Annotated in this window: 22 protein-coding genes; 20 read left to right on the top strand and 2 right to left on the bottom strand. The window is 36.4% G+C overall.

Annotation, left to right across the window (positions count from 1 at the left end; all coding sequences use genetic code 11):
* The first annotated feature begins 11 nt into the window (after positions 1 to 11).
* The 14 genes from hpaB (at position 12) to AB9L17_RS16970 (ending at position 15,549) form a co-directional block, all read left to right on the top strand.
* A complete protein-coding gene (gene hpaB, locus AB9L17_RS17035; RefSeq protein WP_068983665.1) occupies positions 12 to 1,481 on the top strand; it encodes a 4-hydroxyphenylacetate 3-monooxygenase, oxygenase component in 1,470 nt (489 codons plus the stop codon).
* 30 nt (positions 1,482 to 1,511) lie between these two features.
* Positions 1,512 to 2,495 (top strand): 3,4-dihydroxyphenylacetate 2,3-dioxygenase, encoded by a 984-nt coding sequence (gene hpaD, locus AB9L17_RS17030; protein WP_375199524.1) that lies wholly within the window; start codon positions 1,512 to 1,514, stop codon positions 2,493 to 2,495.
* 23 nt (positions 2,496 to 2,518) lie between these two features.
* Complete coding sequence (locus AB9L17_RS17025; RefSeq protein ID WP_068983663.1) at positions 2,519 to 2,992, top strand: flavin reductase family protein; 474 nt, start codon at positions 2,519 to 2,521, stop codon at positions 2,990 to 2,992.
* 21 nt (positions 2,993 to 3,013) lie between these two features.
* The gene (locus tag AB9L17_RS17020) at positions 3,014 to 3,910 is read left to right on the top strand and encodes a cytidyltransferase (RefSeq protein WP_375199523.1); all 897 of its coding nucleotides are present in this window, start codon (positions 3,014 to 3,016) and stop codon (positions 3,908 to 3,910) included.
* A 33-nt stretch (positions 3,911 to 3,943) separates the two neighbouring features.
* Complete coding sequence (locus AB9L17_RS17015; RefSeq protein WP_068983661.1) at positions 3,944 to 5,386, top strand: aldehyde dehydrogenase family protein; 1,443 nt, start codon at positions 3,944 to 3,946, stop codon at positions 5,384 to 5,386.
* Positions 5,387 to 5,449: 63 nt separating this feature from the next.
* Positions 5,450 to 5,803 (top strand): DUF485 domain-containing protein, encoded by a 354-nt coding sequence (locus AB9L17_RS17010; protein WP_175401687.1) that lies wholly within the window; start codon positions 5,450 to 5,452, stop codon positions 5,801 to 5,803.
* 4 nt (positions 5,804 to 5,807) lie between these two features.
* Entirely contained in the window at positions 5,808 to 7,364 is a 1,557-nt protein-coding gene (locus AB9L17_RS17005) for a solute symporter family protein (protein ID WP_068983660.1), read from the top strand.
* Positions 7,365 to 7,417: 53 nt separating this feature from the next.
* Complete coding sequence (locus AB9L17_RS17000; protein ID WP_068983659.1) at positions 7,418 to 8,176, top strand: fumarylacetoacetate hydrolase family protein; 759 nt, start codon at positions 7,418 to 7,420, stop codon at positions 8,174 to 8,176.
* A 34-nt stretch (positions 8,177 to 8,210) separates the two neighbouring features.
* Positions 8,211 to 8,999 (top strand): fumarylacetoacetate hydrolase family protein, encoded by a 789-nt coding sequence (locus tag AB9L17_RS16995; protein WP_068983658.1) that lies wholly within the window; start codon positions 8,211 to 8,213, stop codon positions 8,997 to 8,999.
* 13 nt (positions 9,000 to 9,012) lie between these two features.
* A complete protein-coding gene (locus tag AB9L17_RS16990; protein ID WP_068983657.1) occupies positions 9,013 to 9,399 on the top strand; it encodes a 5-carboxymethyl-2-hydroxymuconate Delta-isomerase in 387 nt (128 codons plus the stop codon).
* Between the two features lie 246 nt (positions 9,400 to 9,645).
* Entirely contained in the window at positions 9,646 to 11,139 is a 1,494-nt protein-coding gene (locus AB9L17_RS16985; protein WP_139114382.1) for an aldehyde dehydrogenase family protein, read from the top strand.
* 238 nt (positions 11,140 to 11,377) lie between these two features.
* Entirely contained in the window at positions 11,378 to 12,190 is an 813-nt protein-coding gene (locus AB9L17_RS16980; protein ID WP_068983656.1) for a helix-turn-helix transcriptional regulator, read from the top strand.
* Between the two features lie 537 nt (positions 12,191 to 12,727).
* Positions 12,728 to 14,119 carry an APC family permease gene (locus AB9L17_RS16975; RefSeq protein ID WP_083226920.1) on the top strand — a complete coding sequence of 464 codons (1,392 nt, stop codon included), beginning with the start codon at positions 12,728 to 12,730 and terminating at the stop codon, positions 14,117 to 14,119.
* Positions 14,120 to 14,169: 50 nt separating this feature from the next.
* Positions 14,170 to 15,549 carry an aspartate aminotransferase family protein gene (locus AB9L17_RS16970; RefSeq protein ID WP_068983654.1) on the top strand — a complete coding sequence of 460 codons (1,380 nt, stop codon included), beginning with the start codon at positions 14,170 to 14,172 and terminating at the stop codon, positions 15,547 to 15,549.
* Between the two features lie 642 nt (positions 15,550 to 16,191).
* Here AB9L17_RS16970 and AB9L17_RS16965 read toward each other — a convergent pair.
* Together AB9L17_RS16965 and AB9L17_RS16960 are read right to left on the bottom strand one after the other, a co-directional pair.
* Entirely contained in the window at positions 16,192 to 16,617 is a 426-nt protein-coding gene (locus AB9L17_RS16965) for a GNAT family N-acetyltransferase (protein WP_375199522.1), read from the bottom strand.
* 173 nt (positions 16,618 to 16,790) lie between these two features.
* Positions 16,791 to 17,183: a GNAT family N-acetyltransferase gene (locus tag AB9L17_RS16960; protein ID WP_375199521.1), complete on the bottom strand. Its 393-nt coding sequence runs from the start codon at positions 17,181 to 17,183 to the stop codon at positions 16,791 to 16,793.
* A 194-nt stretch (positions 17,184 to 17,377) separates the two neighbouring features.
* Here AB9L17_RS16960 and AB9L17_RS16955 point away from each other — a divergent pair, with 194 nt between their 5' ends.
* The 6 genes from AB9L17_RS16955 (at position 17,378) to AB9L17_RS16930 (ending at position 21,085) form a co-directional block, all read left to right on the top strand.
* Positions 17,378 to 18,133: an N-acetyltransferase gene (locus AB9L17_RS16955; protein WP_068983652.1), complete on the top strand. Its 756-nt coding sequence runs from the start codon at positions 17,378 to 17,380 to the stop codon at positions 18,131 to 18,133.
* Positions 18,134 to 18,417: 284 nt separating this feature from the next.
* Positions 18,418 to 18,756 (top strand): cupin domain-containing protein, encoded by a 339-nt coding sequence (locus AB9L17_RS16950; RefSeq protein WP_375199520.1) that lies wholly within the window; start codon positions 18,418 to 18,420, stop codon positions 18,754 to 18,756.
* 123 nt (positions 18,757 to 18,879) lie between these two features.
* Positions 18,880 to 19,563, top strand: coding sequence for a VOC family protein (locus AB9L17_RS16945; RefSeq protein WP_068983650.1), 684 nt, complete (start codon positions 18,880 to 18,882; stop codon positions 19,561 to 19,563).
* A gap of 72 nt (positions 19,564 to 19,635) precedes the next feature.
* Positions 19,636 to 19,797 carry a hypothetical protein gene (locus AB9L17_RS16940; protein ID WP_223553638.1) on the top strand — a complete coding sequence of 54 codons (162 nt, stop codon included), beginning with the start codon at positions 19,636 to 19,638 and terminating at the stop codon, positions 19,795 to 19,797.
* 55 nt (positions 19,798 to 19,852) lie between these two features.
* Entirely contained in the window at positions 19,853 to 20,044 is a 192-nt protein-coding gene (locus AB9L17_RS16935) for a GNAT family N-acetyltransferase (protein ID WP_254660120.1), read from the top strand.
* Positions 20,045 to 20,083: 39 nt separating this feature from the next.
* Complete coding sequence (locus AB9L17_RS16930) at positions 20,084 to 21,085, top strand: zinc-dependent alcohol dehydrogenase family protein (protein WP_375199519.1); 1,002 nt, start codon at positions 20,084 to 20,086, stop codon at positions 21,083 to 21,085.
* Positions 21,086 to 21,088: the final 3 nt, after the last annotated feature.

The following is a 21,088-nucleotide window of genomic DNA, read 5'->3' as shown; positions in this document are numbered from 1 at the left end:
GGGAAACAATAATGCCAGCAAAAACAGGAGAGCAATATATTAAAAGAGTTGATAATGCACAGGCAAATATATGGATTGATGGCAAACAAGTAGAAGGAAAGATTTCTGAACATCCAGCTTTTAAAGGAGTTATGAAAACTCAGGCAGAACTTTACGATTTGCAACATGATCCAGACAAAAAGGATTACATGACATATGTATCTCCAACAACTGGAGAACGGGTAGGTACATCTTTTATTCAGCCAAAAACAAAAGAAGAATTGGTGACACGTCGCAAAATGATGCAAGAATGGGCGAAATATAATGGTGGCATGATGGGACGTTCCCCTGATTACATTAATGTCGGGATGATGGCGTATGGTTCAGCTGCAGAAATGTTTGGAAAGCAAGACTCCATCTATGCCGAAAACATGGCCAACTACTACGAGTATTGCCGTGAAAATGATTTATCTTTAACACATACGTTGATTCAGCCTCAAGTCAATAGAGGAGTAAATTCAGCACAGCTTCCAGATCCATATATTGCAGCACGGATTAAAGAGAAAACATCTGAAGGGGTCGTTATTAAAGGGGCAAGATTACTGGCTACTCAAGGTGGTATTACGGATGAAATCATGGTATTCCCATCTACTTTGTTAAAACAATCAGCTGAAGAAAATCCATATGCATTTGCATTTTCTATTCCTAATAACACACCGGGCTTAAAATTTATTTGTCGAGAATCTTTTGATTATGGGAAGTCTCATTTCGACCATCCGCTAGGATCTCGCTTTGAAGAAATGGATACCATTGTTGTGTTTGATGATGTTGTCGTTCCGTGGAATCGGGTCTTTGCCCTTGGTGATGTTAGTGTGTGTAACCAGGCTTACAATGAAAGTAATGCAGTTGTTCATATGACACATCAAGTTGTATCAAAAAATATCGCGAAAACAGAGTTTGTACTTGGTATTCTTCAATTAATGGCAGAGACAATTAATATTGGCCAATACCAACATATACAGGAGAAAATCTCTGAGGTAATTCTTGCACTTGAAACGATGAAAGCATATGTCGTTGCTTCCGAAGCAAATGCAAAAGTGGATAGATGGGGAACTATGACACCTGAATTTTCACCGTTAAATGCAGCACGTCATTACTTCCCGAAAATTTACCCTCGCTTTACAGAAATTATGCAATTAATGGGTGCAAGTGGCTTAATGGCGATTCCATCAGAATCAGACTTCAATTCTGAAATTCGTCCGGATCTTGATAAGTATTTACAATCAGCCACAGGGGATGCCTATGATCGTGTGAAACTTTATCGTTTGGCATGGGATGTATGTATAAGTTCATTCGGTACTCGACAAACACTTTATGAGCGCTTCTTCTTCGGTGATCCAGTTAGAATGGCAAGTACGCTTTATAACGGGTATGACAAACAGGAATATGTTGATCGTGTAAAAGAATTTTTGAATCGATCAGAAGCGTTAGTTAAAAAATAACTAATTAATTGACTAAGGGAGAGGACGAGTATGGATTTCAATATCATTCGTATTGCCAGAACTGTTATTAATGTGAAGGATTTAGACCGTTCAAAAGATTTTTATGTAAAAGCGCTCGGCATGATTGAAACAGAAACAAAGGACAACTGTGTTTATTTAAGAGGGCTTGAAGAGCATACACACCACAGCTTGGTTCTCAAAAAGTCCGAGACGTTCGGGGTACACGCACTCGGTTATAAAGTAGGAAAAGAAGAAGATCTTGACCGTCTGGCTGAATTGTTTCAAGCAAAAGGCTTAAAAACAAAGTGGCTTAAGGAAGGAACTCAGCATGCTCTTGGGCGTGCACTGCATGTACATGATATTTCAGGGATGCCTCTTGAATTTTTCTGCAAGATTGAAAAAGCAGAGCGCTTACTTCAGCGCTACGATCTATACAGCGGGGCACGAATTCAGAGGATTGACCACGTAAACTGTGCTGTACCGGATGTAGAAAAAGCTTACAACTTTTTTATCAACGAATTAGGCTTTGCGTGTTCTGAATATACAACTATAGAAGATGGAAGTATCTGGGCTGCGTGGCTCCACCGCAAACAGACCGTGCATGATCAAGCCTTTATGAACGGAGATGGTCCGCGTCTTCATCACTTTGCTTACTGGCTACCGGATCCACTTGCTCTAATCCACTGCTGCGATGTTTTAGCTTCTCTTGGCTATTCAGAGAACATTGAAAGAGGTCCAGCACGCCACGGCTTATCCAACGCGTTCTTCTTGTATTTAAGAGATCCAGATGGATATCGCATTGAGCTGTATAACGGAGATTACTTAACAAGTGACAATGACTTCGAACCAATTCGATGGGATTTAAATGACCCACGTCGTCAAACATTGTGGGGTGCAAAAGCACCGGACAGTTGGTTTAATGAAACATCTCCGTTTTTAGATATTGAAACGAATGAACAAATTCAATCAAAGGCACCAAACCTTGCACAGCGCAAACCAGAACTTGTTATTTAAATAAAGAGAATGGAGGAATTTCAATGGATGATCGTACATTTCGAGATGCGATGGGTAAATTTGCAACCGGCGTAACAGTTATTACAACGGACATTGATGGAGAGCCTCATGGCATGACAGCAAATGCCTTCATGTCAGTGTCGCTAAACCCGAAACTCGTACTAATATCGATTAAAGAAAATGCAAAGATGTTGGATAAAATTAACCGCTCCGGTAAATTTGCGGTGAATATTTTATCGGAAGATCAGCAAGAAGTTTCGATGTTATTCGCTGGCCAGATCAAAGAAAAGCGTGAAACAGAATTTGATCAGCTAAACGAAATCTCTGTAGTAAAGGATGCACTGGCTAACATTGTATGTAATGTATATGGAAAGCAAGTAGCTGGTGACCATACGCTGTTCCTTGGAGAAGTAGAAGATATTGTCCTTCGTGAAGGAAATCCTCTGACATTCTTTGCAGGAAAATATGGCCAGATCGCTGCACCGCAGTTAACTTAACATAAAAGGAGAGGGCAAACGATGGAGACAATTACTATCAAAAGTTCAATTGATAAATCAACGTTCACTGAAATGGAAGCTTGTGTTTTGGCTCTTGGTTTTTTTGATGGCGTTCACATCGGTCATCAAAGAATTCTTGAAACAGCAAAACGAATTGCTATGCAAAAACAATGCGCCTTTGGTGTTATGACCTTTTATCCGCACCCAAAAGATATACTCTTTCCTCATATGGAGCCAATGACTTATTTAACTCCGCTTCCTTTGAAAGAAGATCGATTTGAAAAGTTGGGTGTTGAGAAGTTATTTGTTGTTGAGTTTAGCCCTGAGTTTGCCCGTCTTTCTCCTAATGATTTTGTTGAACAATACATTTTAGGACTTGGATGTATACATGTTGTAGCGGGCTTTGATTATCAATATGGCTATAAAGGACTCGGTAATATGAAAACGTTATCGGAGTATATCCCCGGAAATTTGGAAGTAACGACTGTTCCAAAGATCCAACATGATGATGAAAAAATTAGCTCAACAGCAATCCGAAAATTGCTTGATGAAGGTCATGTGCAAAAGATTCCTATGTACCTTGGTGATTTTTATGAAGTTAGTGGAGAAGTGAATCAAAGTTCCCTTTTTTATAAAAATCATCAATTTCTTAAATTAATAGTAAAAAACAGCTACCGAATGCCTAAACTTGGTATTTACCATATTCAAGTTGAAATAGACGGTCATAATTATGATGGAACCTGCCACCAAATATCTATAAATGAGCAACACACTTCATTATTAATACAACTAAAAGATTGTTCTGTAGACCCATACAAGAAGCGCATTAAGGTAAAGTGGCTAGATTATAAATATGGCAAGCAGAATGAGTCATACGGAATGAATGAATACATGAAAAATGATGAGCTAGTAATCTAAATAATAGTGGGCTATAACAGAAAGGAGTAGAATATGAATTTAAAAGTGCAAGCAAGAAAGAAAAACTTATTCATTGATGGTAAATGGAAAGAAGCCACTGAACATGCATCTCTAACATCTCCATACTCTGGAGATGTTATTGCATATATTCCTAAGGCTAATGAAAAAGAAGTGAATGAGGCAATTGAAGCTGCATTTCGTGCAAAAACTGTAATGGCTAAAATGCCAGCTCACGAACGTGCAGCGATTTTGGAACGTTTGGTAGCTTTGTTTGAGAAGCGTTTAAATGAAGCTGCAGAAATTATCGCTTTAGAAGCAGCTAAACCAATTGCCACTGCAATCGATGAAGTGAAACGGACAATACAAACGTATAAGTTTGCAGCTGAAGAAGCAAAGCGAATTCACGGAGAAACACTTCCATTGGATGCTGCACCAGGTGGAGAAAAACGAGTAGCATATACGGTATGTGAACCTATTGGGGTTATTGGAGCGATTACTCCATTTAATTTCCCGATGAATTTAGTAGCCCATAAAGTAGGGCCTGCCATTGCCGCAGGAAATACAATTGTATTAAAACCAGCAAGTCAAACTCCACTATCTTCTTTCTTTTTAGCAGAGTTGTTACAGGAGGCTGGTATACCTAATGGAGCACTTAATGTTATTACTGGAAGCGGAAGAGTCGTAGGGGATAAAATCGTGACCGATGATAGAATTGCAGCTATTACATTTACGGGGAGCCCAGCTGTTGGAATTGGTATTCGAAACAAAGCAGGGCTGAAGCGTGTGACATTAGAACTGGGTTCAAATGCTGCCGTTATTATTGATAAAGGAATCGATATTGATTCAATTATTAATCGTTGTGTGAAGGGAGCCTTTTCTTTCCAAGGTCAAGTATGTATATCAGTACAACGAATTTATATTCATGAGAGTTTGTACGAAACATTTGTGCAAAAATTCGTTGAAGCAACTGAACAACTCAAAATTGGTGACCCGTTAGATCCACGTACGGATGTTTCAGCGCTTATTTCAAAAGAAGATGTGGAACGTACTTTAGATTGGATTCATGAGGCGAAACAACATGGAGCAGAAGTAGCAACTGGGGGGATCGCAAAAGGGAATATTCTACTGCCAACGGTATTATTAAATGCAGAGTCTTCTTTAAAAGTTTCGTGTCAAGAAGTGTTTGCTCCAATTGTTATCATCAATAAAGTTCAAGCTGTAGAGGAAGCAATTGAGCAAGTAAATGATTCACGATATGGTCTCCAAGCGGGAATCTACACGGATAATGTTCATACAGCGTTAACTGCAGCTGAAAACCTTCAGGTTGGAGGCGTAATGATTAATGACATTCCAACGTTTCGTGTAGACAACATGCCTTATGGAGGTGTGAAGGAAAGTGGAGTTGGAAGAGAAGGAATAAAATATGCTGTAGAGGAAATGACAGAGCTAAAACTAGTGGTTTTTAATAGAAATTAAAAATCGAAGAATTAGAAGCATTTAAGAACCCTATTAAATTATTAGGAAAGAGGTGCTATCAATTTGGAGCTAGTAAAAGAACAGAGTAGTGTAAAAAAAGACATCGAACAACAAGACAACAAACAAATAGATTATGACAAAATTTTCGCTTCGGAGGATTTTAAACAACTACTTTTATATAAGAAAAAGTTTATTATTCCATATACAATTTTTTATTTGGTTTATTCACTAGCTTTACCATTCCTAGCCTTGTTTACAAATATACTAAATGTCCAAGTAATAGGAGACATTACGTTGGCGTGGGTTTACGGTATTTCAATTATCTTTATGTCATTTGCGGTATGTAGTGTTTATGTAAAGAAGTCTGCTGAACTTGACGAAAAGGTAAAGCAAATCTTAGTAAAAGAGGGGCTGTAGAAATATGGGGTGGGATATTATTCTTCTTTTTGTACTCATGTCAATAGGGGTACTTTTCATTACGTACTATGCCTCCAAAAAAACAAAAACGGCAGGTTCTTTTTACACAGCTGGAGGTGGTCTGACTGCTAGGCAAAATGGTCTTGCTTTAGCTGGAGACTTTATGTCTGCATCTACCTTTTTGGGATTAATTGGAGCCTTTTCTTTAACGGGGTATGACGGATTTTTCCTCATGTACGGTGCTCTTGTTTCTTTTCTTGTCATTTTATTTTTAGTAGCAGAACCATTAAGGAATCTTGGGAAATATACGTTAGGTGATATGATTACTGCTCGATTTAGGTTTAAACAAGTACGAGGTGTAACTGCCTTCAATACAATAATCATCTCCGTTTTTTATATGCTTGGACAGCTTGTTGCTGCAGGAGCGTTATTCAAATTATTATTAGGTATTCCGTATAATACTTCAGTCCTTATTGTTGGTATTGCTATGTTAGCTTTTGTTTTGTTTGGAGGAATGACCGCAACAAGCTGGGTTCAAATTATTAAAGCCATTCTTTTAGTAGGTGGAACCTTTATTATGTTTGTAATGGTTATGTGGAAATTTAATTTTAATTTTATTGGCATTTTTACTGATATGAAAACAGCCACTCCTTTTGGAATCGATTTCTTAAACCCAGGTTTAAAATATAAAAACGGCTGGGATGCAGCTTCTGTAACACTTGGGCTCATTCTTGGAACAGCGGGTCTACCCCATGTATTAGTTCGCTTTTTAACTGTACCTAATGCTCAGGTTGCCAGAAAGTCAGTTGTTTGGCTTATGTGGATCATGGGACTCTTCCACATTATGGTCATCTTCCTTGGGTTTGGAGCAGCAAAACTAGTTGGAACTTCGAATATTATAGAGGCTAACCCAGCAGGCAATATGGCAGCGCCATTATTAGCAAAGTTTATTGGCGGAGATTTTATGTTTGCTTTCATTTCTGCGGTTTCTTTTGCTACTATTCTCGCAGTAGTTGCTGGAATTGTGGTTACGGGAGCAACAGCATTTTCCCATGACATTTATAACGAAATTTTAAAAGACGGGAAAGCAACCGAAAAACAGCAAATGTTTATGGTACGTCTTGCATCGATTTTCATCACTGTTATCGCCATTGCCTTATCACTATTTCTTCAAAATTTTAATGTTGCCTTTCTATCATCCATCGCTCTAACATTAGCAGCGAGTTCGAATTTACCGGTTATTTTATTAACTATTTTTTGGAGAAAATTCAACAAAACTGGAGCAATCTTTGGGATGCTTATAGGATTAATTAGCACAATTGGTCTGGTTATGTTAAGTCCAAATGTTTGGAATCTGGAACCAGGTGTAGCCTTATTTACTGGTAATCCTATTTTCCCTCTTGCATCACCAGGAATTGTTTCTATACCGTTAGGTTTCTTAGGCTGCTATATTGGTACATTTATAGGGGCCCGTAAGACAAAAAATGTAGAGGATAATTTTCCAGAAATCATCGTTAAGTCGACTATAGGTAATGATGTTAAAGGTGTAGTTAATCATTAGTGTTTAAGTAATCATCAGTTGAATTTACGAGTTTATAAGAGGAGTGAATAGTTATGAGTAAGGCAATCATTAAATATAGTGAAACCCTTCACACAGAAGAAGTGGAGGTAGATCCTCAAAGCAATACAATCATTCTTGATGATAGAAATTTAACAGTAGAGCAGTCCTCTTTGGAGGCGCCAATTTCGGGAACAGTATATGGAACTTTATTAAATTATAGTGGCGAGCTTAAGGCATTAGGTTCCTCTTTAACGAAAGAACCTTATAAACAGCCTCCCAAAGCGCCTGTCTTATATATAAAACCGGTGAACACCATTACTGGATTTAACTCTTCAATTCCATTACCCGAGGATACATCTCATCTGCAAATAGGTGCCTCATTAGGCATTGTCATTGGGAAAAATGCTACGCGTATAACAGAAGAAAAAGCTTTAGATCATGTATTAGGATACACCATTGTAAATGATGTGAGTATTCCACATGAGAATTTTTATCGTCCAGCTATTAAACAAAAAGCGAGAGATAACTTTTGCCCTGTAGGTCCATGGATTATTGAACGTGATGCAATCTCTGACCCTAATAAGTTGGCGATTACTGTATTCGTTAACGACGAATTAAAACAAAAGAATACAACGACCAATTTAATTCGTCCTGTATCAAAATTGATTTCTGAAATTTCTGGATTTATGACGCTGTATGAGGGAGATGTTTTACTCGTTGGAGTACCTGAAAATCCCCCGCTTGTTAAAGAGGGAGATCGGGTACGAATTGAAATTGATGGAATCGGTTATTTAGAAAATACAGTTAAATGAGAATCTTATTGTTTTGTAAAGGAGCGCAATTATTATGAAACATGCACGTGTAGTATTTCAGGACGTCATTCATCATGCAATTGAAACAAATGATGGTCACCTGAAACTAGATAATGGACAAATTGTTTCTGAGGAGGAAGTGGTCTGGCTACCACCTGTCCAACCTAGAACCGTTTTTGCTTTAGGATTAAATTATGCAAATCATGCAAAGGAACTTGCTTTTGAAGCACCAACAGAACCTTTAGTTTTTCTAAAAGGTCCGAATACTTTTATTGGTCATCGAGGTCTGACTTACCGACCGGCTGAGGCTACCAATATGCATTATGAATGTGAACTTGCAGTTGTCATTGGGCGTTCCGGGACTAACATTAAACGTGAAGATGCTTATGATTATGTAGCAGGATATACCGTTGCAAATGATTATGCCATCCGTGATTATTTAGAAAACTATTATCGTCCGAACTTAAAAGTAAAGAATAGAGATACTTGTACACCAATCGGTCCATGGCTGGTCGATGCAAAAGATATTGAAGATCCTATGAATCTTACATTGCGTACTTATGTAAATGGAAAAGTTACTCAGGAAGGCACAACGAAAGATATGATTTTTAGTATTCCACATTTAATTGAATATTTAAGTAGTTTTATGACATTAAATAAAAACGACATTATCCTTACTGGTACGCCTGAGGGCCTAGTTGATACAAAGGAAGGAGATGAAGTTATTACTGAAATTGAAGGAGTGGGACGACTAGTAAATACCGTTATTAGTGAAAAACATTTCTTAAGAATTGAAAGTGATAACGCTATTTTTAGTCAATGAAAGGGATGAAAACATGCCGCATTTTATTGTTGAGTATACCGATAACATAAAGAAAGAAGCAGACATTCCGAATTTACTTAAAAAAGTGAATGATGTTTTGATTAGCCGTAGTCATCTTTTTCCGATTGGAGGAATTCGATCAAGAGCCATTGAACTTCAAGATTACCGAGTAGCAGATGGAGCAGAAGATGATGCGTTTGTTCATGCTATATTAAAAATTGGGGCGGGAAGATCGCCTAAAAATAAGAAAGAAACTTGTGACGAACTATTCGAAGTAATCAAGGATCATTTTACTGATCTATTTACTAGGCGATATTTGGCATTATCTATGGAATTGATTGAATTCAGTGAGGAAGGTACTTACAAGTATAACAATATTCATAAGCGTTTTAAAAAGTAAGAGGGCTGAAAGTCAATCTGCGTTTAAGGTAATAGATTGATTGTGAAAAAATAACAGAAGTTATAGAAGCGCCATCTATGTTATTGATCAGAACTTTTGCATTTGCATAGGATAAATAAGAAACAATGATTGAATCTGTTTTATAAGGGTAGGTCCGCTTTTTACAATAAAAAATAATTCATACCGCTTACAATTTAGCTTACAACGCGTTAAGTATAGATGTTCATTTCAGGAAGGGGACTTTAAATGACAAAGAATCTGGCTTTAGATGTGAACTGCATTGAATGGGCAAGTAAAATAAATAAAAGTTATATTGGAGGTCAATGGGTAGAGGGGAGTAGTAAAAGAACTTATGCAATAAAAGATCCATATGATCAGTCAACAATTACAACTGTAGAGTTAGCGAATGTAGAGCAAATAAAAGATGCTTATCACAAAGCTAAAGTAGCACAAAAGGAATGGGCTAAATCTACCCCAGAACAAAGAAAAGAGGTTTTAACGAAAGCATTAGATTACTTAGAGAAAAATAAAGAGCATATTTTGGAATTAATTACACGTGAAACAGGTGGAACACTACTTAAAGCTCATATTGAGTTTGGCTTTGGGGTTAGTGACATAAAAGATGCTATTAATATGGTTGATGAAATATATACACCCAAAAATTATGCATCTACAACACCAGGAAAGGTTAGCCGTGTATATCGATTACCTTTAGGTGTTATTACGTCCATCACACCTTTTAACTTTCCATTTAACATGGCAACAAGAACAATTTTCCCTGCCATTGCTCTCGGGAACAGTGTTGTTCATAAGCCAGATCTCCAAGTTGGAATAGTTGGTGGACAAGTTTTTGCAAAGGCTTTCGAAGAAGCAGGACTTCCTGCTGGAGTGTTTAATTCAATTTTAACTGACCTTCAAGAGTCAGGAGATGAATTCCTGTTAAATACGAATTCTTCGTTTATCAGTTTTACAGGATCAACGGCTGTAGGAAAACATATTAATAAGGTAACAGGCGGAACATTAAAACAAATGGCATTGGAACTTGGAGGCAATAATCCTTTAATAGTTTTAAGAGATGCCGACGTTGAACAAGCAGTGAAAGCCGCTATCTTTGGGAAGTTTTTGCATAGTGGCCAAATCTGTGCGATTACAAACCGAATTATTGTTAATAGAGATATTTATGATGAATTTGTTACTAAATACGTAGAAAAAGTAAAGGGGTTAACAGTAGGAGACCCTAAGGATCCTAACACAATTATTGGACCTGTTATAAGTGAAAAACAAGCTGATAAAATCATGGACTTAGTTAATAAAGCAAAGGAATGTGGATTAAAAGTTGCCGTAGAAGGTGTCCGTACAGGGAATGTTATTTCTCCGTTTGTATTTGTTGATGTACCTAATGATTCAAGTCTTGCTACTTGTGAAATCTTCGGTCCTGTGGCACAAATTATTCCGGCTGAAAGTGATGAAGAGGCCATTCGTTTTGCTAATGACACGGAATATGGATTATCCTCTTCCATTATTACTAGTGACTTAGAAAGAGGGGAAAGATTAGCCCTTGAGATTGAATCTGGTACAACACATATAAATGATATGCCTGCAGTGCTAGAAGGAAATGTTCCATTTGGTGGAGTGAAACAAAGTGGGATTGGGCGTTTTGGATATGAGTGGATTGTAGAGGAGTTTACTGTTGTGAAATGGGTATCTGTACAGACGAGTAAATTAGATTATCCGTTTTAGGATTGTAGCGAAATTTAAATTACAGATTTTCCGAACTTGGTTTCATCTAGAATGGGCTTCCTCGTTCGGAAAATCTGTAAACAGAGAGCCAGAGAGTAGAAGTAGATAAGGATCAACCCTTAATGTAAGAAAAGTAGTAAACTGTTGATTTAGCTGTTATTTGATTAATCGAGGAAATAATCAAATATTAAGCATTAATTTGTAAGCGTTTACTAATTTGTGGTGAAGGGGGTATAAAGTGATTAGTTCTTTAAATTCCAAAATAATTAGTTACTTGCCGTCTCAGCCTGACTTTGAATTTCAGACAGATTACTATACTGAACAAAAAGTAAGAATTAAACCAAAACAACCATCTATTCTGTTTTACCAATTTAAAATGGGAGAGGAAAGTAGTCAAATTTCCGTTATCCCAGATGGGTGTATCGATATTCTCATTAATTGTGATCAGCACTACGGTAATATTTGTGGAAGCGTTACTAAAAGTAGAGTGATTAACCTTCTCCCAAACAGTACATACTTTGGGATTCGTTTTCTACCATGCCTAGATATTAAGAAATTCGGTATAAAAGACCTTACAGATAAAGAAGTTTCCTTAAATGAAATGTTTCCTGTAAATACGAATATCATAGAAAAGGTAGTAACCGACGAAAGTTTTACGGAGAGAGTCAATATATTCAATGAAATATTGAGAAGTCAAATTTTTGAAATTGACAAATCATCAAAGCTAATAAAACAAGCATTATATAATATATACGAGAAAAGAGGTAATATTACCATAGCTCAACTTGCAGAAGAAGTAGGATATTCAACTAGATATTTAAGAAAACTATTTGAAGACCATATTGGAATTTCCCCAAAATTATTTAGCCAAATAGTAAGGTTCCAATCATCACTAAATATGCTTCTAAGGACAACCCATTATACGTTAAATGATGTTATTTATGAGAATGGTTATTATGACCAAGCCCATTTGATTCATGAGTTTCGGAATTTCGGAAACATGACACCTTATCAATTAACTGGGCAAAAAAGCTGCCTGAAAACCAGCTAAATAATATTTGTATAGCAAAGAGGCTGGGACAAAAAGAAAAAATGTTAGACCGATTGCATTGGTCTAACATTTTTTTGATTTAGGAAGGAACACTCTACTCATTGAAGCGAAAAAGTTATTATCTGTTTTCGCTATTTTTCAAAATAATCGAGTTCTGTCCCAGCCTCTTTTTACGTGCGCCTGGCATGAGTATATTGGAATAGTTTTGGTGTAAAATTTAGAATGTTCCGATTTTTACAATATTAAATAATCTTAAACTGATAATCTGAAATTAATATAAAGAATGCTTATTGTTCCTACTACAGTTTGAAGGAAAAAATGGCAATTAACAAAAGAGGGGGGTCAGATGAATGACGAAATAACAACTGTTTATTAATGGTGATTGGGTTGAGGCTATGTTAGGCAGAACGTTTGAGTCTATTAACTCAAAATCTGAAATGTACAGTTAGACTAAGCATGCCTAGGTTGACTTGAATGAAATGGTTTGAATATGGAGGATAACGCTTTGTGTAAATACAAAAAAATACAATAACGCCAATGGGGGTAGGGATTATAGAAACACAAAAATCAATAGCGAACATTCAAATTTTATCAGATGGACAAAGCCTAAAAAGAAGTTTAAAGATGCGTGATTTAGTTATTTTTGGTCTTGGCTTTATGGCACCAGTTGCAGCGATGTCAATGTTTGGAATTATCACATTGGTATCTCAGGGCCATTCTGTCCTCTCATATGTTCTTGGTTTTGTTGCAATGTTATTTACGGCGAACAGTTTCGGTAAAATGGTTGAAGCTTACCCAGTTGCGGGCTCAACCTATACCTACGCCCATAAAGCGCTACACCCTAAAATAGGTTTTATAGCTGGATGGGGAATGCTCCTTGATTATCTGTTGATACCCATGTTAACTTTTTTAATCAGTGCAAGTTTTGCAAACGCTCTTGTACCAAGCATTCCAGTTTGGGGCTGGGTGCTCATTTTCGCTATCCCAATCACGATTGTAAATATGATTGGAATTGATATAGCAGCTAAGTTGAACTTAGTTTTAGTGCTCCTCATGATTATCGCGGTGATTGCCTTTGTTTTCAGCGCAAGTCACTTTATTATAACAGGCGATTTAGCTTTTATAAACTATAAGGCAATTTATGATGGTGATTCATTTTCAATAGGAGCGGTTATTGGTGGGGCAGCTATTGTGATTGTCGCTTACCTAGGTTTTGATGCTATAACAACCTTGGCCGAAGAGACGAACGTAGGGGGGAATAAAATTGGTTTGGCCATTTTGTTTACCTGTGTCATTCAAACAGTATTTTATGTTTCCGTAACTTATTTAGCAGTGATTCTTGTAGGAAACTATTTAGCTATTGATAATCCCGACACAGCCTTCTTCAACGTTTTAGAGACTATAGGGGGCGGGTTCCTCCAGAATTATATTACACTTACGATTATCGCATCTGGAATTGCGAGTGCCTTAGCAAGCCAATCAGCTTCAAGTCGTCTGCTCTTGGGGATGGGGCGTGACAATGTCATCCCTCGAAAATTTTTTAGCTATATTCATCCAAAATATAAAACACCGGTTAATAATATTTTATTAATGTCAATCATCGGAATTATTGGTGCAGTATCTTTGAATCTGCAAATTGTATCCGACTTAGTTGCATTTGGTGGATTATTAGGATTTGCTTTCGTGAATGTTTGTGTAATTAATCATTACTATTTAAAAAATAAGCAAAAAAATATCGTTAAATATTTGATTATTCCGTTAATAGGGATGTTGGTTTGTCTTTATATTTTATGGGGGCTTTCAACAACCGGAAAAATAGTTGGATTTACCTGGATGGGGATTGGTGCTTGTTATTTCGCGATTCGATCCTTGTATTCAAAAGAATCAAAGAAACTCTTAACAGATATAGAAGGGCAGAAAATTAGTTAAATAAACGAACAATGCTTAATAGTATTTGTCTAATAAAGGAGGAATAAAATATGCAATTCGTTACAAAGAGGAAAAACCTAAGTAAATTAGAATTATCAGAACTTGATAAAAAACATTATTTGCATCCAACAACACCACCAAGAGCTCATTATTTATCGGGGCCTTCAACAATCTTTACAGAAGGCAAAGGAATTTATCTGAAAGACATAGAGGGGAAAGAGCGTATTGATGGGGTTTCGATGCTTTGGAATGTTAACCTTGGCTACGGGAATGAAGAGCTTGCTGAGGTAGCAAAACAGCAGATGTTAAAACTTTCATACAGCTCTTCATTCAGCGGACAATCCAACGAGCCCGCTATCCTTTTAGCACAGAAAGTGGCCTCATTAGCACCTGGTGATTTGAATGTTTGCTTCTTCACATCGGGAGGCTCGGAATCTAATGATACTGCATTTAAACTAGCGCGTTTTTATTGGAAAGTAAAAGGTCAGCCAGAGAAAACTAAAATTATTTCCCTTGAACAATCATTCCATGGGGTTACAGTAGGAGCTACAAGTGCTACCGGAATTGAGGGATTCAACAAATTTACGACTTCCAATGCTCCGAACTTCCTTACTGCTGCAGCGCATGTTCTAAATGCAGAACTTGGTGACAAAACTGATCCAAATTACGCGCGTTCTATTCGTGGGATAATTGAATCAGAAGGATCCGACACCATAGCTGCTGTCATTCTGGAGCCAATTCAAGGCGCAGGCGGGGTAAGGTTCCCACCTGACGGATATCTTCAAGCTGTTCGCGAACTTTGCGACGAACACAACATTTTGCTTATTGCAGATGAGGTGATTTGTGGGTTTGGTAGAACCGGAAAGACCTTTGGTGTTGATAATTGGAACATTGTACCTGATTTTCTTTGTGTTGCAAAAGGAATCTCAAGTGGGTACGCACACCTAGGTGCCGTAATTATGAGAGAGCAGGTAAGAGAAGCATTTATTCAATCCGATGAAATGATGTTCCATGGCTTCACATATAGTGGACATCCAATGGCTTGCGCAGTTGGCTTGAAGACACTTGAGATATTAGAAAGGGATCAAATTGTTGAGAATAGTAGACTTCGCGGTGAAGAATTATTAAAAGGACTTAAGTATCTTGAAAGCAGTCATAAACATATAACGCATGTAAGAGGACTTGGTCTACTTGCCGGTATTGAGCTAGTTAAAGATCCTGAAAACGGCATCTCATTTGATCCGTCGATACACGCCGCAGCTCTGTATACAGATATATGCATGGACTTAGGGCTGCAATTACGTTACTTCGATTGGAAGGGAACAAATACGGTTGCTCTTGCCCCACCGCTAATTATTACAAGCCAACAGGTTGAAGAGATTATTAACAGAATGTCTGAGGCTTTTAAAAGGTTTGAAAAACAAATTTAATTTACGCTAGCAAAATGATATGTACCGAATAGGATTTCTTTATTAGGCTCTCTCGTTTAAGCACCCGTAATTCTGTGGTGCAGTATCGTAAAACTACTTTACTTTAGGTGAGCAATGTGAGTTTCTTATAGATTAAAGGTGGTAATACGAGATGAATCGTCCTTTTGGTAAATCCAAAGGGGCGTTTTTTATTTCTTTGTTTCTTATAGGCCTTGCAATATTAGGAATAATATTGCAAGGCTTGTTAGTGTGTTTGGAATGATTCCAAAATACATAAAGGTCATGCACCTCGACTATATATTATTGTTTGTTCGATTTAGCTCCTACATGTTAGCTTAAATTAGTGACATGACGTCCTTTTTATTTAAACCTTACATAATTCTTAAAAAATATTGTTAATAGTACATGTGTTAAAAAATTCTACCACAAATATGTGGAATGTTAACTTACTCATTCAGTGAGGGTACAATATTAATAAATATAGAAATGAAAAGATGAATAGTAAGAGAATTAAATGATGATAATAATTGTCCTAACCTAGCACTTTGTATCTATATAAGGTTTTCATAGTAGTTGGATAGCTACATGCACCATGACGAGAGCTTGATTTTTTGTTCAAAGCATAGAGGACATTTGCTAATCCTATGAAAGATCCTTTTTTAAATAGTAATGCTTATAATCTCTTCCGACATTGTCCAATGTACCATAGATTTCATATCCATGATTTTGATAAAAATCTAAAGCCTGAAAACTTAAAGTATCTACCTTTATGAAATCACAATCGTTATTTATAGCAATTTGTTCAATTTCTAACAATAATTTAGACCCATACCCTAATCCGCGAAGATACTCATCAATCATAAGTGTATGTATCTCTAACCAATTCCAGCAAATTTCTCCCAGAATGCCTCCACAAATTTGACCTTCTTCATCTGTAAGAAATAAGTTGATTTCTTGATATTTGCCCCTTAAATCATTTGGAAAATGCTTTAGATTATATTCATATAGCTTGTTATTAATATAATATTTTTTGCCTGCATCTAGTTCTTGTGAAATTTTGTATTGCATAAATTATTCCTCCTCTTTTATATTTGGAAATGTTTGCTTCCAAATCATATGGTGACTGTTTTCACCCCAATAATGCTCAAGTAAAAAATCTGGCTTGCCAAATTTTTTCTGCCAAATCAATTGTGCCTGTTTATAACCACTATCTAAACAAAAGCCTCTACTATTTTTACTCTCTAGCGTAGCGTAGTTAACATTTGTTGAAGTAACATCGTTCCTATACCTCGATTTTGATAGTTAGGGTGCACAAAAACCGTCCCGATCTCAGGAAAGTCTGTTAAATCTTCCTGGACGTTTTTTTGAATTAATTCATTCGCGATACCATACTCTATGGTTCCTACAATTTTCTTTGTTTCTGCGTGAATGGCTAACCAGAAAAATCGTTCCTCACCTTGGCTATCACAATCTAATTTTAAATAATGTTTTTTTATTTCCCATTCATTTTTTTGCTCGTCATATAGCTCTGCAAGACCTTCCTTTGTATATGTATAGGCAATAACAAGTAAAAAAAACTTATGCAACTCTTCAGTGTCTGTTGATTGGGGGCGTCTAATAATAATTCTCTCCAAATGTCATCCTCCATTCCAAGTGGCTGTAATATTATTGTAAATTTATTGAACGAAAAAGTTAAGTGGATTATGATAGCCAATTACCGAAAAGTTGTAAGATAAGAGGAAGGGGCATTGCTAACCATTTTCTATTACCGATAGTATATAGGTAAATGTGGTTACCATTTTTGGTAAATAAAGAGGTGGATGGTAAAGTGGAATATATTCAAATTACTAGGAACAATATTGAACAGGAGCATATATGTTGTGCACTTGGTGCGAAGCAATACGAGCAAGCGGTAAAAGAAAAGAAAGAATGGCTAATGAACCGCATGGATGAAGGATTGGTTTTTTATCGTCTAAATGATCGGGCAAAGGTGTTTATTGAATATTTACCCGCAAATCAAGCTTGGATTCCTATTGATGCACCGAATTATATGTATATTAATTGCCTATGGGTTTCAGGGAAATACAAAAATCAAAATCACGCTAGACGATTGTTTGAAAAGTGTAAGGAAGATGCACTAGCGCAAGGTATGGATGGCATCGTACATATAGTTGGAAAGAAAAAGCTTCCATTCCTAAGTGATAAGCGTTTTTTTGAGCATTTAGGATTTAAAGTTGTAGATCAAGCAGCGCCTTATTTTCAGCTGGCTGTCTATAAATTTAACGATTGTGTCGAGGATCCTTCATTTAAATTACAGGTGAAAAATCCTATATCTAATAACAGTGGTATTGAGATATACTTCACTACTCAATGTCCTTTTGCAGTAAGTGTTATAGGTGATTTGAAAAATATAGCAGAGAAAAAAAGGTGCATTCCTTTCCATGCCTATCAACTAATGACGAAAGATGAGGCACAGAATGCACCTATCATATGGACTACCTTTGGGCTGCTTTACAATGGTCAGTTTATTACACATGAAATCATGAGTGCAAACAAGTTTGACAAGTTATTAAATACATTATGAGTGGGGGATCTATCTCCTTCTCATAGACTTTAAAATTAGAGCAAATAAACAGATACCTAATAAGGAACCTATAGTAAACGACCAAGAAAAATAATCGAAAAAGAAGTATGCGATTAATATTGCAAACATATAGCCTATTGCTGAGCCTAGCAATTGCTTTTTAATATTCATCGTTCTCACTCCTGTGTGAAATTTTTAAAAGTTAATATTCTTTATTTATATTTTATACAAATATTGGGTGAATATCCATGTGAATGAAGATTAAGGGAAGGTGGTCATTAGGTTTGAAAATTAGCAAACAGTGTGCAGAACATTATATATGGGGAGATCAATGTGATGGTTGGCATTTAGTTAAGAATAATGATCTCAGTATCATTCATGAGCGTATGCCCGCTAAAACAGCAGAGGTAAATCATTATCATCATCATGCACAACAATTTTTCTTTGTGCTATCTGGAACAGCAACAATTGATATTGACGGAAAATGTATCGTCCTACAGAAGAATGAAGGAATTAAAGTGCCGCCCCTTAAACCACATCAGATGCGAAATGATTCAGAGGAAGATGTAGAGTTTTTAGTCATTTCACAACCAAATAGTAGAGGCGATCGTCTACAACTATAAAGTAACTTTGGTTTTTCTTTCGTTGAAATGCTTAAATTATAATCTTCATTCTTTTGCATGAGGTATTCATTTATTATTAGTAGATATAGTAAATACAATAAATTGCAAAGGAGATGCTAGACAATGAGGATTACAAAAGTGAAGCTATACGCGTATGATGTAGATAAAATGAAGGAATTTTACTGCAATCATTTAGGATTTGCATTAATAACGAATACGGATAATTTTGTTGATATAGCTGTTGGTGAAAGTATTATCACTTTTGAAAAAATACCTTCTTATGTTAAAAAACAATATCACTTTGCATTAAATATTCCATGTAATTTGTTTCAACAAGGGAAAATTTGGGTGAAAGATCATGCAGAATTATTATTTTCAGAAGGACAGGATGAAGTATATTTTGACAGATTAAAGGCTCATTCATGTTATTTTTACGATCCAGAAGGAAATATTATAGAGCTCATTTCAAGGCAGGAAGTAAATCCAAAACAAGATGCCGACTCTTTTTCACCCGAACATGTACTAAATATTGGTGAAATGAATTTAACGTCGGATGCTATTGATTCAGTAGCTAATAGTTTAAAAGCATACGGTATAACGCCAATGAATAATAACGAAATTCGTTCAGAAGCTCTCACATTTATGGGGAATTATGAGGATGGTGTAAATTTGCTTTTAGGACCAAGTGAACGTATTTGGTATTTTTCTGATAAAAAAGCGATTGTTAGTCCCATTAAGATAGAAATCAATAAAAATTTGCAGCTATGTATGACAGAGAATGGTGATTTTACCATTTCGCAGTTATAAAAAATATTCATCAGTTAATTAAATCATAGATTCTGTATTGTATATTTATTCGAAATTGGAAGGGGGATATTTATGAAGTACGTAATTAGTGAAGAAAACCCAACGATTGGGGCATATAAAGCTTTACATCAAACAACAGGCTGGATGCGAAAGGACTTTATACGTATGATCAACAATATCAAGCAATTTCTAACAGTTGGTATAGCGCTTCTATTTATGATGATAGGACATTAATGGCTATGGAAGAATTATTTCTGATGGCATTTATCAAACCTTTATTTGTGATGTCATGGTGCACCATGATTATCGACGAAAAGGGGTTGGCACAATGGTTATGGAGGTCTTGTTAGAGCATTGTCAAAAAGAAAATATAAAATGGATTCAGCTTTCATGTGCAAAGGGTAAACAACCTTTTTATCAAAAACTTGGATTCAAAGTACGTGATCCCGATGCTCCAGGAATGATGTTATTTAATGAGTAGTTTTAATAATACTATTAATCATAAAGGAGTTACAGTTGTTTGAAAGCAAAATGCATTAAATTATATGAATTTGGAAGCCCTAAGGACGTTGTGAAGTTTGAAAATAGAACGATTGCACCTCCTCAAGAACATGAAATTCTTGTTCGGATGCTGGCACGACCTATTAATCCTTCTGATTTAATACCAATATGGGGAAAGTATGCTCATCGCATTTCTTTACCAACTATCCCTGGCTACGAAGGAGTGGGGATTGTAGAGGATGTAGGCCCGTTTGTTTCTCAAAATCTTATCGGAAAGCGTGTATTACCGTTACGAGGAGAAGGGACTTGGCAGGAAATTGTAAGGACTAGCGCAGAATTTGCTATTCCAATTCCTGATTCAATAGATGATTTTACTGCAGCCCAAATGTATATCAACCCAATGACGGCGTGGGTAACTTGTACAGACATATTACAATTGCGACCAAATGATGTATTAGTAGTGAATGCTTGTGGGTCCGCAATTGGACATATTTTTGCTCAACTTGCAAAATTGTTAGGTTTTCATCTAATCGCGGTCACGAGAAATAATAGTCATACTGACGTTTTGATTCAGCTTGGCGCTTCTTATGTGATAAATACCTCAATAGAACCGCTCTATGAGACAGTAATGGAACTAACAAATGGTAAAGGTGCTGATGCAGCTATTGATTCCGTTGGAGGGGCAGCAGGTAATGAACTTGCTTTCAGTTTGAAACCTGGAGGCAATTTTTTAGCAATTGGTCTTTTATCAGGTGTACAAGTGAATTGGCAAAGTATCGTTAAAGAGGCAAATGTAAAGGCAAATATGTTCCATTTACGTCATTGGAATAAGCAAGTCTCGATTGAAAGATGGCAAAATACATTTAATCACTTAATTGATCTAGTTAATAGTGGTGCGTTAAAAATGATGGCAGTTGATTCTTATTATGATTTGTTAGACATTAAAAAGGCGATAATGGCCGTTGAATCTTCTAAAGCCACTAAAGGGAAGATTTTTTTGACTTCTTTCAGCAGTAGTTAAAGC

Origin of the sequence: Lysinibacillus sp. RS11, from assembly GCF_042019215.1 — a bacterium.
GTDB lineage: Bacteria > Bacillota > Bacilli > Bacillales_A > Planococcaceae > Lysinibacillus > Lysinibacillus xylanilyticus_A.
This window is presented reverse-complemented; position numbering and strand designations above follow the sequence as displayed.

What these genes read in the sequence shown, in the direction of transcription:
- hpaB (WP_068983665.1), top strand. Translation starts at nt 12, where the DNA reads ATGCCAGCAAAAACAGGAGAGCAATATATTAAAAGAGTTGATAATGCA.
- hpaD (WP_375199524.1), top strand. Translation starts at nt 1,512, where the DNA reads ATGGATTTCAATATCATTCGTATTGCCAGAACTGTTATTAATGTGAAG.
- AB9L17_RS17025 (WP_068983663.1), top strand. Translation starts at nt 2,519, where the DNA reads ATGGATGATCGTACATTTCGAGATGCGATGGGTAAATTTGCAACCGGC.
- AB9L17_RS17020 (WP_375199523.1), top strand. Translation starts at nt 3,014, where the DNA reads ATGGAGACAATTACTATCAAAAGTTCAATTGATAAATCAACGTTCACT.
- AB9L17_RS17015 (WP_068983661.1), top strand. Translation starts at nt 3,944, where the DNA reads ATGAATTTAAAAGTGCAAGCAAGAAAGAAAAACTTATTCATTGATGGT.
- AB9L17_RS17005 (WP_068983660.1), top strand. Translation starts at nt 5,808, where the DNA reads ATGGGGTGGGATATTATTCTTCTTTTTGTACTCATGTCAATAGGGGTA.
- AB9L17_RS17000 (WP_068983659.1), top strand. Translation starts at nt 7,418, where the DNA reads ATGAGTAAGGCAATCATTAAATATAGTGAAACCCTTCACACAGAAGAA.
- AB9L17_RS16995 (WP_068983658.1), top strand. Translation starts at nt 8,211, where the DNA reads ATGAAACATGCACGTGTAGTATTTCAGGACGTCATTCATCATGCAATT.
- AB9L17_RS16990 (WP_068983657.1), top strand. Translation starts at nt 9,013, where the DNA reads ATGCCGCATTTTATTGTTGAGTATACCGATAACATAAAGAAAGAAGCA.
- AB9L17_RS16985 (WP_139114382.1), top strand. Translation starts at nt 9,646, where the DNA reads ATGACAAAGAATCTGGCTTTAGATGTGAACTGCATTGAATGGGCAAGT.
- AB9L17_RS16975 (WP_083226920.1), top strand. Translation starts at nt 12,728, where the DNA reads ATGGGGGTAGGGATTATAGAAACACAAAAATCAATAGCGAACATTCAA.
- AB9L17_RS16970 (WP_068983654.1), top strand. Translation starts at nt 14,170, where the DNA reads ATGCAATTCGTTACAAAGAGGAAAAACCTAAGTAAATTAGAATTATCA.
- AB9L17_RS16965 (WP_375199522.1), bottom strand. Translation starts at nt 16,617, where the DNA reads ATGCAATACAAAATTTCACAAGAACTAGATGCAGGCAAAAAATATTAT.
- AB9L17_RS16945 (WP_068983650.1), top strand. Translation starts at nt 18,880, where the DNA reads ATGAGGATTACAAAAGTGAAGCTATACGCGTATGATGTAGATAAAATG.
- AB9L17_RS16940 (WP_223553638.1), top strand. Translation starts at nt 19,636, where the DNA reads ATGAAGTACGTAATTAGTGAAGAAAACCCAACGATTGGGGCATATAAA.
- AB9L17_RS16935 (WP_254660120.1), top strand. Translation starts at nt 19,853, where the DNA reads ATGGTGCACCATGATTATCGACGAAAAGGGGTTGGCACAATGGTTATG.